Origin of the sequence: Actinoallomurus sp. NPDC052274 (assembly GCF_040679475.1) — a bacterium.
GTDB lineage: Bacteria > Actinomycetota > Actinomycetes > Streptosporangiales > Streptosporangiaceae > Actinoallomurus > Actinoallomurus liliacearum.
Map to the genome: position 1 here is coordinate 20,025 of NZ_JBFAUT010000004.1, position 15,221 is coordinate 35,245.

The window sequence follows — 15,221 nt, forward strand, 5'->3', positions numbered from 1 at the left end:
TACAATCCCCGCCCCCCCCCCGGCCGCGGGGGGGGGGGGGGGGGGGGCGCCCCCCCCCCCCCCCCGCCCGGCGTCACAGTGAAGGGCATCATGACCGAGCGGAGCGAGGGAATCATCAGGCACAGCACCTTGGTCATGGCGCCGACGAAGGAGGTCCCATGACCGAGCGAAGCGAGGGAGTCGAGAGGCGCAGTCCCTCTGGTCACTCCTCCGACGCAGGAGGATCCATGACCGAGCGAAGCGAGGGAGTCGAGAGGCGCAGTCCCTCTGGTCACTCCTCCGACGCAGGAGGATCCATGACCGACGACGCGATTCTGCGGATGAGCGGGATCACCAAGACGTTCCCCGGCGTCAAGGCGCTGCAGGACGTGAACCTGGTGGTGCGACGCGGCGAGATCCACGCGATCTGCGGTGAGAACGGCGCGGGCAAGTCCACCTTGATGAAGGTGCTGTCCGGGGTCTACCCGCACGGCTCGTACGAGGGCGAGATCCATTTCGACGGCGAGCTCTGCCGCTTCTCCGGCATCCGCGACAGCGAGAAGCACGGCATCGTCATCATCCACCAGGAGCTGGCGCTCAGCCCCTACCTGTCGATCGCCGAGAACATCTTCCTCGGCAACGAGCGGGTCAGCCGGGGCCTCATCGACTGGAACAAGACGAACGCCGACGCCGCCGAGCTGCTCACCCGCGTCGGCCTGGACGAGAACCCGGTCACCCCGGCGATGGACCTCGGGGTCGGCAAGCAGCAGCTCGTGGAGATCGCCAAGGCGCTGTCCAAGGACGTGAGGCTGCTCATCCTGGACGAGCCGACGGCGGCCCTGAACGACGCCGACTCCGCGCACCTGCTCGACCTGCTGCGCGGCCTGCGCGACCAGGGCATCACCTGCGTGATCATCAGTCACAAGCTCAACGAGATCAAGGCGATCGCCGACTCGACGACCATCCTGCGGGACGGCCGGACGATCGAGACCCTCGACATGGAGAAGGACCTCGTCACCGAGGACCGCATCATCTCCGGCATGGTCGGCCGCGACCTCGAGCACCGCTACCCCGAGCACGAGTCGAACGTCGGCGAGGAGGTGCTGCGGATCGAGGACTGGACCGTGCGCAGCCCGACGCAGCACGAGCGCCTCGTCGTGTCCGGGGCCAACCTCACGCTGCGGCGCGGCGAGATCGTCGGCCTGGCCGGGCTGATGGGCGCCGGCCGTACCGAGCTGGCGATGAGCGTGTTCGGCCGCAGCTACGGCGTGGGCATCACCGGCCGCATCTTCAAGGACGGCAAGGAGATCCGTGTCCGGTCGGTCCGCGAGGCCATCCGGCACGGCATCGCGTACGCCACCGAGGACCGCAAACGGTACGGCCTGAACCTCATCGAGGACATCAAGCGGAACGTCTCGACGGCGGGGCTGCGCAAGCTCGCCAAGCGAGGCTGGGTCAACGACAACGAGGAGACCCGCGTCGCCGAGGGCTACCGCAAGAGCATGAACATCAAGGCGCCGACCGTCGCGGCGGTCACCGGCAAGCTGTCCGGCGGGAACCAGCAGAAGGTCGTGCTGTCCAAGTGGCTGTTCACCGACCCGGACGTGCTGATCCTGGACGAGCCCACCCGCGGCATCGACGTCGGCGCGAAGTACGAGATCTACTCGATCATCAACGAGATGGCCGACCAGGGCAAGGCCGTGCTGGTCATCTCCTCCGAGCTGCCCGAGCTGCTCGGCATCTGCGACCGCATCTACGCGATGTCGGCCGGGCGCATCACCGGTGAGGTCCCCCGCGCGGAGGCCACGCCCGAGCGGCTGATGCAGTACATGACCCGTTACGACGAGGAGCAGGTAGTTTCATGAGCAGCGTGGCACCGGCCCGCTCGGACGAGGGCGAGGCCCCGCCCCCGTCCCGCAGCGTGGCCGACCGGATTTTCTCCGTCAACCTGCGGCAGAACGGCATCTATGTCGCGTTCGCGCTGATCGTCGCGCTGTTCGCGATCCTCACGCACGGGAACCTGCTCTCGCCGGAGAACATGTCCAACGTTCTCGTGCAGAACTCCTACATCCTGATCCTGGCGATCGGGATGATCCTCATCATCATCGCCGGGCACATCGACCTGTCCGTCGGCTCGGTCGTCGCCGTCTGCGGCGCGATCTCCGCCGTGCTGATGGTGAACCACCACGTGCCCTGGCCGCTCGCCGTCGTGCTCACCCTGGTCGCGGGCGCGGTGATCGGCGCCTGGCAGGGCTACTGGATCGCCTACTTCGAGATCCCGGCGTTCATCGTGACGCTGGCCGGCATGCTCGTCTTCCGCGCCCTCACCCTGACCGTGCTGGGCAACCAGGGCATCGGTCCGTTCCCCGACCAGGTGCGCACGCTCGCCAACGGCTTCCTGCCCGGCTACCTCGGCAACGTCGGCCTGGGCCCGCTCGGCGGCGCCGACCTGTTCACCCTCATCGTCGGCGTGATCGCCGTGGTGGGCATCGTGGGCACCCAGTGGCGCGCCCGGCAGGGCCGCGCCGGCTACGGCCAGAGGGTAGAGCCCCTACCGCTGTTCATCGTGAAGATGGCGCTCGCGGCGCTGGTCGTCATGTTCATCGTCATCCAGCTCGCGCGGTTCAAGAACATGCCGGTCGTGCTCGTCGTCCTGACCGTCCTCGTCCTCGCGTACACCCTGGTCACCACCCGCGCGGTCTTCGGCCGGCACATCTACGCCCTCGGCGGCAACCTGCAGGCCGCCCGGCTGTCCGGCATCAAGACCAAGTCCGTCGTGTTCTGGCTGTTCGTCAACATGGGCGTGCTCGCCGCGCTGGCCGGCATCATCTTCGCCGGACGGCTCAACCAGGCCGGCCCGACCGCCGGCACCAACTTCGAGCTGGACTCGATCGCGGCGGCGTTCATCGGCGGCGCGGCGGTGCAGGGCGGTGTCGGCAAGGTGGTCGGCGCCATCACCGGTGGCCTGATCATGGCCGTGATCAACAACGGCATGTCGCTGCTCGGCGCGCCGAGCGAGCGGGTCATGCTGATCAAGGGTCTGGTGCTACTGGCCGCCGTCGCGTTCGACATCTGGACCAAGCGCCGCGCCGGCGCCTCCCGGTAACAATCTAGGATCGATTCCATGACCGCAGACCCCGAGGAGCGGGGCGACGCGCGAGTCACGGCGCGCCCCGGTCTCCGGGATGTGGCCAAACTCGCGGGGGTGTCGCACCAGACCGTGTCCCGGGTCTTCCAGGACCACCCACGGGTGAGCTCGGAGACCCGGGCCAAGGTCCTGGCCGCGGCCGCCCAACTCGACTTCCGGCCCAACGCCTTCGCCCGTGCCCTGGCCACCGGCCGGTCGCGGACGCTCGGCGTGGTCAGCTTCGACGCCACCCTGTTCGGGCCCGCGTCGATGATCAGCGAGATCGAGCGGTGCGCCCGGGAGGCCGACTACTTCACCAGCGTCATCGCGCTGCAGTCGGCCAGCGAGCGCTCCATCTCCGCGGCGGCCGAGCGGCTGCGCGGGCAGGGCGTGGACGGGCTCATCGTGATCCCCGGGCACGTGCCGCTCACGCAGACCACGAAGCACCTGCCGTCCGACCTGCCCGTCGTCGTCATGGAGAGCGAGACGGTCGTCCCGGCGGTCGGGGTGGACCAGTACACCGGCCCGAAGGCGGCGACGCGCTACCTCCTCGATCTCGGCCACCGAACGGTGCACCACCTGCCCGGCCCGATGTCGTGGCTGGAGTCGCGCGAGCGAGCCCGGGGCTGGCACGACGCGCTGACCGAGGCGGGCGCGCCGGTGCCGCCGACCATCCCCGGCGACTGGAGCGCCGGGTCGGGGTACGACCGGGGCCTCGCGCTGGCCGCCGACCCGGACGTCACGGCGGTGTTCGCCTCCAACGACCAGAACGCCCTCGGCCTGCTCCGCGCCCTGCACGAGGCGGGCCGCCGGGTGCCCGACGACGTCAGCGTCATCGGCTTCGACGACATCCCCGAGGCGGCCTACTTCATCCCGCCGCTCACCACGATCCGGCAGGACTTCGCCGCCGTGGGCCGGTCCAGCGTGAACCTGCTGCTCGAGCAGATCGAGACCGGCCGCCGCAGCGACAAGAAGATCATCATTTCCACCGAGCTGGTCAGCCGCAGCAGCGCCGGGCGACCCCCCGCGTAGTACGCCCGGTCTCCGCGAAAGGAAGACGATGTCCGCCCACGCCGTCACCGCGTCCGCCGCTCGCACCTCCGTGCGGCTCGCGGACGGACGAGAGATCATCTACTTCGACGACAAGCCCGGATTGGACCGTTCCGCACCGGACCGACGGGAACTGCCGCCGTACGCGCCCGCCGCCGAGCTGCGCTACGACGTGCTGCACGGCGAGGAGGTCCTCGTCGCCGCACACCGGCAGAACCGGACCTACCAGCCCGCGCCCGGCGAGTGCCCGCTCTGCCCCTCCCACGGCGACCGCCTCAGCGAGATCCCGGCCGCCGACTACCACGTCGTGTCGTTCGAGAACCGCTTCCCCTCGCTCGGCGGCCCGGCCGGCGGGCGCTGCGAGGTGCTGTGCTTCACCAGCGACCACGAGGGGTCCTTCGCCACCCTGCCGCCCGAACGGCCGGCGACCGTCGGCCGCGCCTGGGCCGACCGCACGGCCGACCTCGGCGTCCGGCCGGACGTGGAGTACGTCTTCCTCTTCGAGAACCGCGGCGCGGCGATCGGCGCGACCCTGCCGCACCCGCACGGCCAGATCTACGCCTTCCCGTACGTCCCGCCGACCCCGCGCCGGATGCTGGCCGCCGCCGAGCGGTTCCGCGCGGAGCAGGGCCGGTGCCTGATGTGCGACGTCGTCGCCCGCGAGGCCGCCGGGCCGCGCGTCGTGGCCGAGACCGACGGCTTCCTCGCGTACGTGCCGGAGGCCGCCCGCTGGCCGTACGAGGTGTACGTCGCCCCGCGCGCCTGCGTGCCGGACCTGCCCGCCCTGGAGGCCACGCGGCGCGACGAGCTCATGCGCCTGTACGCCGACGTGCTGCGCCGCTTCGACGCCCTCTACGAGCGCGCGACGCCGTACATGGCCTGCTGGTACCAGGCCCCGGCACGCGCCTCGCGCGACGCGGCCCACCTCTGCGCCCGGATCTACACGCCGCAGCGCACCGCCGACAAGCTCAAGTTCCTGGCGACGGCCGAGACCGGCGGCGGCGCGTACATCAACGACGTCCTCCCCGAGACCGCCGCCGCCCGCCTCCGCGAGCTCTAGGAGTAGTCCTCCGGCCGGCCTGCGGCTCCGGTGCGGCGACGGCCGGCGGCGTGGGAACGACCGGTGGCCCGGCGCGGGCAACCGTCGCGGGGCGCCGTGCGTCCCATCGGGTGTCGGGGGAACGACACGTGCCTCGCGCGGGAGGTGACGGCGCATGACGCCCGACCACGACCTGTCCCCGTACGACGTCGCCTACCTGCTCGCCGGACCCGACCGTGTGGCGGTCGTCGCGCTCGTCGGCCTGCACGCCGCCGGGCGCATCCGGATCACGGCCGACCGGCACCGCGTTTACGCCGTGTCGCGCGACGGCGAACAGAACCCGGTCGAGACGGCCGCGCTGGACCTCATCCCCGACGTCGGCCGGGTCCTCGGCCTGACCAGGGCGCTGATCGCCGCGTCCCCGGCCGTCGCCGAGATCGGCCGGCGGCTTCGCGCCGACGGACTACTGCCGGGCTCTCGCCTGAGCGGGCTCTGGCGCAGGGACCGGGCCAGAAGGGTCCGGTCCCTGCGCCGCGAACCGGCCGAGGCGCCCGAAGGTCTCATGCGGGTCGCGGTCCGGGGAGTCGCCGGCATCGCCGACGACGAGCTACGGGCCGTCTTCGAGACCCACGTCTACACGCCGCCGAAGCATTCGCCGCTGACGAACCCGAAGCGTGACCGGCCCGTCGACCTGTTGCAGCCCGACACCCGCCTGAACGACGCCGCGTCCGGCTACTCGGACGGCGCGGACATGGGCGGCGCGGACGGAGGCGGCGGCTGGTAGCCGGTCGCCTCAGCCGGGGACGCCGCCGGTCTGCAGGGAGGCCGAAGCCTCGAGCGGCTCCGCCGTCCGCCCGACCAGGTGGACGCGCGCCCCTTCGCGGGCGAACGCCCGCGCGACCGCGCCGCCGATCATTCAGCCGCCCCCGTAGACGACGGCGTTCCTCCCGCCGAGCATCCCGGAGCCGGGCATCAGCGGCCCTGGAGGTCGGCGAGGAGCTCCTCGAGGCGCTCGCCGGACTCACGGACGCCGTACTCCGCGCCGGAGGCGATCATGCCGTCGCGGTCCTCGAGCGACTGGAAGCCGGAGACCGACCGCACCAGCGTCCGGCCGTCGGCCTCGGTGAACGTCACCGTCTCCAGCGCCACGTGGCCGGGAACGCCCTCGTACTCGAAGGTCTGCACGATGCCGCCGTCGACCGACGGCGCGCCGTGGAAGACGCCGTGGAAGCCGTGTTCCCGGCCGGCGGGGTCGACGCTGACGTACCGCCAGCGGCCGCCGTCGCGCGGCTCGTGGCGGTCGAAGCGCGTGGTCAGGTCGCGGGGACCCAGCCAGCGCACGATCAGGTCCGGGTCGGTGTACGCGCGGAACACCAGGTCGCGGGGCGCCTCGAACTCCCGCTCGGTGACGATCTGCGGGATGCCGGGCTCAGCGGTGATCTCGGTCTTGCCCATCGTCCTCCTCCTTCGTGGCCACGTCGGTGCGGCCGTCCGGTCCTCGTCCCTGCAGCGCCGCGAGCAACTCGTCCAGCCGCTCGTGGCTCTCGTCCCAGAACCGCTGGTACCGGGCCAGCCAGGTGGTCACCTCACGGAGCGGCTCGGCCTGCAGGTGGCTGAGCCGGGCCGTCGCGCGACGGGTCCTCGAGATCAGCCCGGCGTTCTCCAGCACCTTGAGGTGCCGGGAGATCGCCGGCTGGGACACGTCGAACGGCGCGGCCAGCTCGGCCACGGTCGCGTCACCTTCGGCCAGCCGCGTGAGGATCGCGCGCCGCGTCGGGTCCGCGAGAGCCGCGAAGACCAGGCTGATCCGGTCGTCCGCCACTTCATAACCACCTTGTTCTAGAACGAGTGTGTTAATAATCAACGCGTAGCGCGGCCTCGTCAAGGGGTGGTGCGGGAATTCAGCGCCGGGTGAGCACGCCCGACGCCGAGACCTTGCCGTTCGCGTCGTAGTAGGTGAGAGCCAGCTTGCCGCCCTTGCGCGGGACGAGGTGCATGTCACCGACGTCGCAGCCGTGCTTTCCCGACCCGAAGACGGTGCGGACCGTCAGCCGGTCCTTGGCGAAGGAGATCGGCATGGCGGTGCCGGCGCACTTGCCGTCGAGGTAGCGCACCTTGCCGTCGTGCTTGCCCGCGCGCAGCGTCACCTCGGCGTTCCACCGGACCGGCTTGCCGTGCCGCTCGGTCGCCTCCCGCACCGTTCCCGACCACGTGCCGGCGAACGAGGACGGGACGGCCGTCTTAGGTTCGTGCTCGTCCTTCCCGGAGAACAGGTGGCCGAGCAGCCACAGGCTGAGCGCGGTCACGACGACGGTCCACCAGAGCGTCTTCAGGCCACGCTTGATCCGGTCCGTGAGCGACCGCTCGTGCGGCGGCGACACCGGTGGCGGCGGTGGCTCGTGCTCGTATCCCCCGCGCGCCGGGTTCTCGTACTGCGGACCCTCGTACTGCGGCGGGGGCCTGTACTGCGGCGGCGGGCGGCCGAGGTCGGCGGCGTCCCAGGGGTCCGGGGGAGCGGTCGGGCCGGTCTCGGCGTCCGCCCAGGCGTCCCGGGGCGGCGCCGCGCCCGGCGCCGCGCGGGCCCACGGGTCGTCGACGGCCTCGGTGTCCTCCGGCTCGTGGTACTCGTCGAAATCGTCGTACTCGTCGAACTCCTCGGGCTCCACCGCGCCGGACCGGTAGGCGTCGTACTCGGCGCGGTGGTGCCGCAGGACGTCCCGGGCGGCGTTCAGCAGGCGGATGACCTCTTCCGCCATGACCTTGGCCCGCGGATCCGGGAACAGGTCCGGGTGGTACTTCTTGGCCAGCGCGCGGAACGCCTGCCGGATCTCCTCCTGCGTGGCGTCGGGGTCGACGCCGAGCAGTTCGTACGCGTCGTTCCCCTCGAGTTCGGCGAAGTCCGCCGACCTCACCTCCCGATCCGGCGCGCCACCGACGCCCGGTAGCACGTCAGCGACCAGTGCGCGGTCGCGTCGGAGTGGCCTGCCGGAATCACCTTGGTGCCGCACGCGACGGTGACGTCACGCGCCCCGGCCAGGAAGACCATGAACATGGTCAGCTGGTGCTCGAACCCCTCGTACGCCCAGTTGCAGCGCAGCACGCGCTGCCCGGACGTGAACGGGGTCTGCAGCAGTTCCTGGGCGCGCGGCGGAAGGTTGCCGAGCAGCCCCCGGTCGGCCGCGCTGAGGCCGTCGACCGGCGCGACCGGCGGGCGCGGCCCGGAGGCGAGGGCGGGACCGGCCGTGGGCGCCGTGTGCGGCGGCGGCCGGTGGTCCACCTGGACGTGCCGCAGCGAGCGGGGCTCGAACACGAAGGCCGAGATGGCGTAGACGGGCCGGTGCTCGGTGCTGATCCGGGGCTCGGCGATCGCCAGGCCGCGGTCGCCGAAGACGACGGCGTACGGCCGGCCGTCCAGGCTCGAGCCGTCACGCCGGGCGTACCAGTCGATGACGCCGCCGGCGAGCTCCATCAGGCGTTCCCGGGTGCGCTGGCCGATCATCTCCCAGCATTCCTGGCGGAGTTTCTCACCGCCGTCCAGGCCCATCTGCGCGGCCTGGTGCAACGGGGCCGTGGCCCCTGAGGAGCGGTCCAGTCCGCCGCCGCCACCGCGCGCCGGCGACCGGTCGTCGCCGGTCGGGACCATGGGGAAGGACGAGTCCACGCGCCGAGCCTCCTGACCAGCTCCTGTCGACCGTTGACCCCATTATGTCGATACCGGTGATCCGCTGTCCCGGCGGAGGAGGGTCATTCCGAGGTTCGGAAGACGACCCGCGCGGGCGACGGAGGACGAACGGTCACCCTCAGCGCTTGCGGCCGGCGGCGCAGAGCATCCAGACCGAATCGGCGTCCTTCACGGCCTCGGGGTCGTCGGGCCGCCACTTCGGCAGGTTGACGAGGCCGGGTTCGACCAGGTCGTAGCCGTCGAAGAGCGCCTCGATCTCCTTCGGCGAGCGGAGGATGGCCGGTGAGGTGGCGCGCTGCTTGTACACGTCGGCGGCCGACGCCGCGCCGTCGGCGCCCTGCTCCGGCGGGGTGATGTGGGACAGCGCCAGGTAGCTGCCCGGCACGGACCTGTCCCGGAACGCCGAGACCAGCCCGTACGGGTCCTCCTCGTCGGTGATGAAGTGCAGCACCGACATGAACAGCACGGCCACCGGCTCGTCGAACCGGATCAGGCGGCGCGTCTCCGGGTGGTCGAGGATGGGGCCCGGATCCCGCATGTCCGCCTCGACCACGGCCGTCGTGCCATTGTCGGGCAGCAGCGCCTTCGCGTGCGCGCGGACGATCGGGTCGTTGTCGACGTAGACGACGCGGGCGTCGGGCGCGACGGCCTGGGCCACCTCGTGCACGTTGCCCTGCGTCGGCAGCCCGGTCCCGACGTCGATGAACTGCCGGATCCCGGCCTCCTCCGTGAGGAAGCGCACGACCCGGCCGAGGAACGCGCGGTTCTCCCGCGCCAGCACGCGCACCTCCGGGGCCGCTGACAGGACCTGCTCGGCCGCGTTCCGGTCGACGGCGAAGTTGTCCTTGCCGCCGAGGTAGTAGTCGTACATCCGGGCCGGCGTGGGCCGGTCCGTACGAAGGTCGTGAACCGGGATCTCCTCGTCTCCCATCGCGTTCCCCCCTCTTTTTCGGTACGCGTGTGTTCGTTGACAAGTTTGTCGCCTCAGGCAACGAATGTGAAGATCATTCTGTTCCCTGATCGCCCCGGCCGGGCCCGGGAGCGCGCACGGGCGCGGCGCCTCACGGCACCGCGCCCGTCGCGGACGTGCGGGTCCCGGATCAGCTCGCCGAGCCGTTCCAGCCGGTCGTGAGCTGCTGCCGGGCGGAGTACCCGGTGGCGCGGCCGGCGTAGACGTACATCACGCCGGTGCTCGCCTCGACGCCGACGAGGTCCGAGACGCCGTCTCCGGTGATGTCACCGGTCAGCGTCAGCGAGCGGACGCCGCCCCAGCCCGAGCCGAGCTGCTTGGGCGTCCCCACCTTCTTGACGCCACCGGGGTAGACCCACAGGGTGCCGTCCGACTTGCGGACCGCGAGGAGGTCCGGCTTGCCGTCCCCGGTGATGTCGGTGACGCCGGCCAGCTTCTCCATGCCGTTCCAGCCGCTGTTCCCGATCTTGATCCGGGTGCCCACCTTCTTGACGCCGCCCGGGTACAGCCACAGCGTGCCGTCGCTCTTCTGGACCGCGATCAGGTCGGCCCGGCCGTCACCGGTGATGTCGCCGATGCCGGTCAGCTCGGCCATGCCGTTCCAGCCGCTGTTCCCGATCTTGATGCGGGTGCCCACGGCGTTCGTCGCGCCGGGGTAGAGCCACAGCGTGCCGTCGCTCTTCCGCGCCGCGATCAGGTCGGCCTTCTTGTCGCCGGTCAGGTCGCCGATGCCGGTGAGCTCGCGCATGCCGTTCCAGCCGCTGCTGCCGATCAGCTTCCGGCTCGTCACGGCGAACTTCGGGCCGGGGTACAGCCACAGCTTGCCAGTGGCCTGGTCGACCGCCACGGCGTCGGCCGTGCCGTCCCCGGTCTGGTCGCCGAGGGTGGACAGCCCCATGTCGGTGCGGCCGGTGACCAGGAACATCCCGGTCGGCTGCATGTCCGCGGCGAGCTTGGAGGCCGCGATGGTGTGCGTTCCGCCGGTGGACTTCCAGGGGTCGAAGACGGTGATCGTCCCGGCGCTACGGTCGTACCCGTACGCGACGATCGCGTGCCCGACCTTGCTGCCGGTCATCTTGGAGTTCCACGGCAGCTTCTCCATCCACACGCCGAGCACGGGCGCCCGCTTGAGCACGCCGACGTCGTAGGACACCTTCGCCATCAGGCTCGAGGACGTCGAGGCGTCCGCGAAGCCGTACGAGTAGCCCAGCGGGTCGACGTAGGAGTTGAGCACGGGCCGCGCCTGGGCGCCCGTGGTGCCCTTGGTGGCGCTGGTCCCCATCTGCTTGGCCAGGGTGGTCTGGCTCACCGAGACGCCGAACGTCGACAGGCTCATCGACGACGAGGTCGGCACGCAGTTCATGTTCGTGGCCTGGTACTGCCCCTTGAGGGACAGCTTCGCCGACGTCGGAGCCGCGGCCGCCGCGGCGGCGGCCACCTTCGGCGCCATGGCCGTGGTCGCGGGTCGCGCGACGAGGTTCGCGCCCGGCTTCGGCGGTGCCGGCGCGGCGTCCGCCGCGTCCGTCAGACCGCCGCCCGCCAGAATGAGCGCCGCCACCGAGCTTATCGGCAGCACTCGTCGGCCGAACGACCTCATTCGATCTCCTCACGTTCATGCCGGTCCGCCGCGTCCGGTGCCGGCCTCGGAGGGCGGGCGGCGTCGGACGGGGGACGGCCGGTCGGATACCGGCCACGATCTTCGACGGTGCCGCGTCAGGGATCGATCCACAGAAAAGGGGCGGGGTGGCACGCCGAGAACAGGCCGGGACGTCGTCGTATGCCGGTCTCTGAAATAGGGGGATCGCTGGTGGATCGCACCAAAGGCCGGTTCCCGGATCGTACCGGAACACGATCTTTTTCGCGGAAGAAACCTCGTGGCGAAAGATGTTCATCTGCGCGACGGCGACCCGTCAAGATCGGTAATAGTGATCCACCGCCACGGAGCGCTAACCTCCTGCGGCACCCCCACGGAGGCCCCCATGCGCGTACGATCCCTGCTGACCGCAGGCGCCCTCGCCCTCGGCGTTCTCGGCGCACCTGCCTGGAACGTTCCGGCCTGGGCCGAGCGGCCGCCGCGCGTCCCGGCGCCCTCCTACCAGACCGCCGTGCCCGGCGAGTCGGTCGAGGCCGACCGGGTCGACCAGCCCGTGGCGCCGGGGATCGTCCGCACCACCTTCGACACGTTCGGCCGCACCGGCTGGACGCGCGTCCACGTCCTCAGCGCCGACCTGAGCGACCACTCGGTCGGCGTCGACCTCGTCGGCCGCAAGGTCAGCGAGGCGCGGCCCCTCGCCCAGGCCGCCGACGAGCAGCGCGCGGTCGCCGCCGTGAACGGCGACTACTTCGACATCACCGAGACCAACGCCGCCATCGGCCCGGAGATCCAGAACGGCACCCTCCGCAAGGGCACGGCCCAGCCGTCGACCGTCGCGGCCATCGGCACGGACGGCCTCGCCCGCCTCGCCGACCTCGCCATCCAGGGCACCGTCACCGTCGCCGGCACCGAACATCCCCTCGCCGCGCTCAACTCCGCCGGCGTGCCCGCCGACGGCATCGACGCCTTCACCCCGCAGTGGGGACCGGGCCTGCGCACCCTCATCCGTGACTCCGGCCCGTACACCGAGGTCGTCGTCGCGGGCGGCAAGGTCACCGCGGTCAACGACCACCTCACCACCACGCCCGTCCCCGACGACGGCCTCGTCCTCCTCGGCCGCGGCGCCGCCGCGCAACAACTCGCCACCGCCCGGCCGGGTGACTCCGCCGCCATCGCGTTCGCCCCGAAGACCGACGCGAAGCTGAAGACGGCGCTCGGCAGCGGCGCGGTCCTCGTCCACCAGGGCGAGGCGGTCGACTTCCCGCCGAGCACCGGCAACGACGCCCTCAAACCCCGCACCGCCATCGGCTGGAGCGACGGCGGCCGCCGCCTGCTCCTCGTCGCCGTGGACGGATCGTCGAGCTTCTCGGCGGGACTGTCCTTCGACGACACGGCCCGGCTGATGGCCCGCCTCGGCGCCGGCGACGCGTACATGCTCGACGGCGGCGGCTCCACCGAGGCCGTCGCGCGCCGCCCCGGCGACTCCGGCGTCAGCGTCGTCAACACCCCGTCCGACGGCAACGAACGGCCCGTCCCGAACGGCGTCGGCCTGTTCAGCCGCAAGGGCTCGGGCACGCTGCAGGGCCTGGACGTACGGCCGCGCGCCGACCGCGTCTTCCCCGGCCTGACCCGTGACGTCGCGGCGGCCGGCTACGACGAGACGTACGCGGCCGTGTCCGCGAGCGGGCGGCACGTCTCCTGGAACGCCGTCCCCGGCCGGCTCGGGCACGTGAGCGGCGGCGTCTTCCACGCGTCGGCGCCGGGCGCGGGCCGGCTGCGGGCCCGCGCCGGAGCCGCGAGCGGCGAGCACGACCTGCGCGTCCTCGGCCCGCTGCACCGGCTCGCCTTCACCAGCCGCGCCGTCACGCTGCAGCCCGGCACCGCGACGAGCATCGGGCTGACCGGCTACGACGCCGACGGCTTCAGCGCCCCCGTCGCCCCGCGCGACGTCACCCTCTCCTACGACCACGACGCCATCGACGTCACCGCCGAACCCGACGGCGACCTCAAGGTCACCGGCAGGCCGGGCGCGACCGGCACCGGCACCACCTTCACCGCGACCGCGCGCGGCGTGACCGCCAAGGTGCCCATCGCGGTCGGCCTCATCGACAAGTCCCTCGCCGAGTTCGAACCGGACGAGAAGTGGACCGCGTCGGCCGCGCGCGGCACCGCCAAGGTCACCACCGCCCCGGCCCCCGACCGCCCTGGCGCGCCCGCGGGCAACCACGCGCTGCGCCTGACGTACGACTTCACCGGCCAGCCCAGCACCTCCGCCGGGTACGCCGTCGTCCAGCCCGCCCCGCTCACCCTGCCCGGCGGCGCCAGCGGCCTCGCCCTGTGGGTCAAGGGCGACGGCAAGGAACACTGGCTGCGCGCCACCCTCCGCTCGCAGGGCACGACGAACGTGCCGTTCACGTTCGCGCTCAGCGTCGACTGGACCGGCTGGCGCCGCGTCACCGGCACCCTCCCCGCCGGGTTCGCCACCCCGATCACGCTGCTGAACCTCTACGTCGTCGAGACCGCGCAGGACAAGAAGGACGCCGGGGAGCTGGAGTTCGACGCCCTCGCCGCCCAGGTCGGCGAGCAGCCCGACGCACAGGAGCCGCCCGCCTCCGACCCGTACGTCCTGGAGCAGCGCGGCGTCGGCGCCGGCCGCTGGACGTACGCCCTGATGTCCGACCTGCACGTCAGCGCCGCCGCGGGCGCCGACTCGTTCGCCGCCAAGCAGGCGGCCGCCGCCCTCGACCAGGCCGTCGCCGCCAAGCCGGACTTCCTCCTGCTGGGCGGGGACTTCGTCGACAGTGACAGCCCGGCCGACTTCGCGTTCGCCCAGCAACTGCTGAAGGATCACGTCCCGGCGAGCCTGCCCGTCTACTGGGTGCCCGGCAACCACGAGGCGGGCCTCGGGTCCAGCGGCGGACTCGACAACTTCGTCAGCGCGACCGGGCGCAAGACCCGGCAGGTGTTCGACCACAAGGGCACGCGCTTCATCCTGCTCGACTCGCACAGCGGCAGCCTGCGCACCTCCGACTGGGACCAGATCCCCGCGCTGCAGGACGAGCTGAACAAGGCCGCCACCGACCGTACGGTCACCGGCGTCGTCGTGGTGTTCCACCATCCGCCGCACGACCCGTCCGGCGCCGGCGACTCCCAGCTCACCGACCAGCTCGAGGCCGGGCTGGTCGAGCGGTGGCTGGCGACGTTCAGGGAGGAGTCCGGCAAACCGATCGCGCTGTTCAGCGGCCACGCCCACACCGCCGCCGTCACCCGGGCGGACGGCGTGCTCGAGGTGAACACCCCGGCGGTCGGCAAGACCCCGTACAGCTCCCCGGACCAGGGCGGCTTCTTCGGCTGGATGCGCGTCGGCGTCGACCCGCACCCGGGGAAGGTGCCCGCCGGGCTCCCGGACCCGGGGACGCGCGACTGGCTACAGGCGGAGAGCCGCCCGCTGATCGACGGCATCGACCTGCCAGCGCCCGGACCACTGCCCGTGGGCGGGGCCGAGAAGGTCACCGCGACCGGCCTGACGAGCGGCTTCGGCCTGAAGTTCCCGCTGCGCTACCCGGCCAGCGTGACCTGGAGCGGAGGCACGGGCCTCCTGGTGACCGCGTCACCCGAGGAGACCAAGGCCGCCCGCCACCGCCACGACGTCCTCGCGGTGCTGAACCCGGAGACCGGCACCCTCACCGCCCTCCGCCCCGGAACCGTGACCGTCACGGTCACCGCCGGCCCCCAGACGAAGTCCACCCCCGTCACCATCACCCCGGCCGCCTGAGCTGG

At 72.0% G+C, this 15,221-nt stretch carries 13 protein-coding genes; 6 read left to right on the forward strand and 7 right to left on the reverse strand.

The annotated features are described in order from the left end of the window. Positions 1–296 precede the first annotated feature (296 nt). The 5 genes from mmsA to AB0K82_RS04860 all read left to right on the forward strand — a co-directional run bounded on the left by mmsA (position 297) and on the right by AB0K82_RS04860 (position 5,979). The gene (gene mmsA / locus AB0K82_RS04840; RefSeq protein WP_364392784.1) at positions 297–1,844 is read left to right on the forward strand and encodes a multiple monosaccharide ABC transporter ATP-binding protein; all 1,548 of its coding nucleotides are present in this window, start codon (positions 297–299) and stop codon (positions 1,842–1,844) included. Then, positions 1,841–3,085 carry a multiple monosaccharide ABC transporter permease gene (gene mmsB, locus AB0K82_RS04845; RefSeq protein WP_364392786.1) on the forward strand — a complete coding sequence of 415 codons (1,245 nt, stop codon included), beginning with the start codon at positions 1,841–1,843 and terminating at the stop codon, positions 3,083–3,085. The genes mmsA and mmsB overlap by 4 nt, the downstream gene beginning before the upstream one ends. Positions 3,086–3,103: 18 nt before the next feature. Next, positions 3,104–4,138, forward strand: coding sequence for a LacI family DNA-binding transcriptional regulator (locus AB0K82_RS04850; RefSeq protein ID WP_364392788.1), 1,035 nt, complete (start codon positions 3,104–3,106; stop codon positions 4,136–4,138). Positions 4,139–4,166: 28 nt separating this feature from the next. Next, entirely contained in the window at positions 4,167–5,216 is a 1,050-nt protein-coding gene (gene galT, locus AB0K82_RS04855) for a galactose-1-phosphate uridylyltransferase (RefSeq protein ID WP_364392791.1), read from the forward strand. A gap of 154 nt (positions 5,217–5,370) precedes the next feature. Next, a complete protein-coding gene (locus AB0K82_RS04860) occupies positions 5,371–5,979 on the forward strand; it encodes a TIGR04222 domain-containing membrane protein (protein WP_364392793.1) in 609 nt (202 codons plus the stop codon). A gap of 9 nt (positions 5,980–5,988) precedes the next feature. Here AB0K82_RS04860 and AB0K82_RS04865 read toward each other — a convergent pair whose 3' ends face one another. From AB0K82_RS04865 to AB0K82_RS04895, 7 genes are all read right to left on the reverse strand, one after another. Continuing rightward, positions 5,989–6,111 carry a hypothetical protein gene (locus tag AB0K82_RS04865; protein ID WP_364392795.1) on the reverse strand — a complete coding sequence of 41 codons (123 nt, stop codon included), beginning with the start codon at positions 6,109–6,111 and terminating at the stop codon, positions 5,989–5,991. Positions 6,112–6,167: 56 nt separating this feature from the next. Then, complete coding sequence (locus tag AB0K82_RS04870) at positions 6,168–6,650, reverse strand: SRPBCC family protein (RefSeq protein ID WP_364392797.1); 483 nt, start codon at positions 6,648–6,650, stop codon at positions 6,168–6,170. Continuing rightward, positions 6,625–7,017 carry a metalloregulator ArsR/SmtB family transcription factor gene (locus AB0K82_RS04875; RefSeq protein WP_364392799.1) on the reverse strand — a complete coding sequence of 131 codons (393 nt, stop codon included), beginning with the start codon at positions 7,015–7,017 and terminating at the stop codon, positions 6,625–6,627. Before AB0K82_RS04875 ends, AB0K82_RS04870 begins: the two co-directional genes overlap by 26 nt. A 79-nt stretch (positions 7,018–7,096) precedes the next feature. Continuing rightward, complete coding sequence (locus tag AB0K82_RS04880) at positions 7,097–8,107, reverse strand: DnaJ domain-containing protein (protein WP_364392801.1); 1,011 nt, start codon at positions 8,105–8,107, stop codon at positions 7,097–7,099. Beyond that, the gene (locus AB0K82_RS04885; protein WP_364392804.1) at positions 8,104–8,856 is read right to left on the reverse strand and encodes a hypothetical protein; all 753 of its coding nucleotides are present in this window, start codon (positions 8,854–8,856) and stop codon (positions 8,104–8,106) included. The genes AB0K82_RS04880 and AB0K82_RS04885 overlap by 4 nt, the downstream gene beginning before the upstream one ends. Before the next feature lie 139 nt (positions 8,857–8,995). Next, positions 8,996–9,808 carry an SAM-dependent methyltransferase gene (locus AB0K82_RS04890; protein ID WP_364392806.1) on the reverse strand — a complete coding sequence of 271 codons (813 nt, stop codon included), beginning with the start codon at positions 9,806–9,808 and terminating at the stop codon, positions 8,996–8,998. Positions 9,809–9,977: 169 nt separating this feature from the next. Further along, complete coding sequence (locus AB0K82_RS04895; RefSeq protein WP_364392809.1) at positions 9,978–11,444, reverse strand: FG-GAP-like repeat-containing protein; 1,467 nt, start codon at positions 11,442–11,444, stop codon at positions 9,978–9,980. A gap of 382 nt (positions 11,445–11,826) precedes the next feature. Here AB0K82_RS04895 and AB0K82_RS04900 point away from each other — a divergent pair, with 382 nt between their 5' ends. Next, complete coding sequence (locus tag AB0K82_RS04900) at positions 11,827–15,216, forward strand: phosphodiester glycosidase family protein (protein WP_364392811.1); 3,390 nt, start codon at positions 11,827–11,829, stop codon at positions 15,214–15,216. Positions 15,217–15,221 lie beyond the last annotated feature (5 nt).

What these genes read in the sequence shown, in the direction of transcription:
- mmsA (WP_364392784.1), top strand. Translation starts at nt 297, where the DNA reads ATGACCGACGACGCGATTCTGCGGATGAGCGGGATCACCAAGACGTTC.
- mmsB (WP_364392786.1), top strand. Translation starts at nt 1,841, where the DNA reads ATGAGCAGCGTGGCACCGGCCCGCTCGGACGAGGGCGAGGCCCCGCCC.
- AB0K82_RS04850 (WP_364392788.1), top strand. Translation starts at nt 3,104, where the DNA reads ATGACCGCAGACCCCGAGGAGCGGGGCGACGCGCGAGTCACGGCGCGC.
- galT (WP_364392791.1), top strand. Translation starts at nt 4,167, where the DNA reads ATGTCCGCCCACGCCGTCACCGCGTCCGCCGCTCGCACCTCCGTGCGG.
- AB0K82_RS04860 (WP_364392793.1), top strand. Translation starts at nt 5,371, where the DNA reads ATGACGCCCGACCACGACCTGTCCCCGTACGACGTCGCCTACCTGCTC.
- AB0K82_RS04865 (WP_364392795.1), bottom strand. Translation starts at nt 6,111, where the DNA reads ATGATCGGCGGCGCGGTCGCGCGGGCGTTCGCCCGCGAAGGGGCGCGC.
- AB0K82_RS04870 (WP_364392797.1), bottom strand. Translation starts at nt 6,650, where the DNA reads ATGGGCAAGACCGAGATCACCGCTGAGCCCGGCATCCCGCAGATCGTC.
- AB0K82_RS04890 (WP_364392806.1), bottom strand. Translation starts at nt 9,808, where the DNA reads ATGGGAGACGAGGAGATCCCGGTTCACGACCTTCGTACGGACCGGCCC.
- AB0K82_RS04895 (WP_364392809.1), bottom strand. Translation starts at nt 11,444, where the DNA reads ATGAGGTCGTTCGGCCGACGAGTGCTGCCGATAAGCTCGGTGGCGGCG.
- AB0K82_RS04900 (WP_364392811.1), top strand. Translation starts at nt 11,827, where the DNA reads ATGCGCGTACGATCCCTGCTGACCGCAGGCGCCCTCGCCCTCGGCGTT.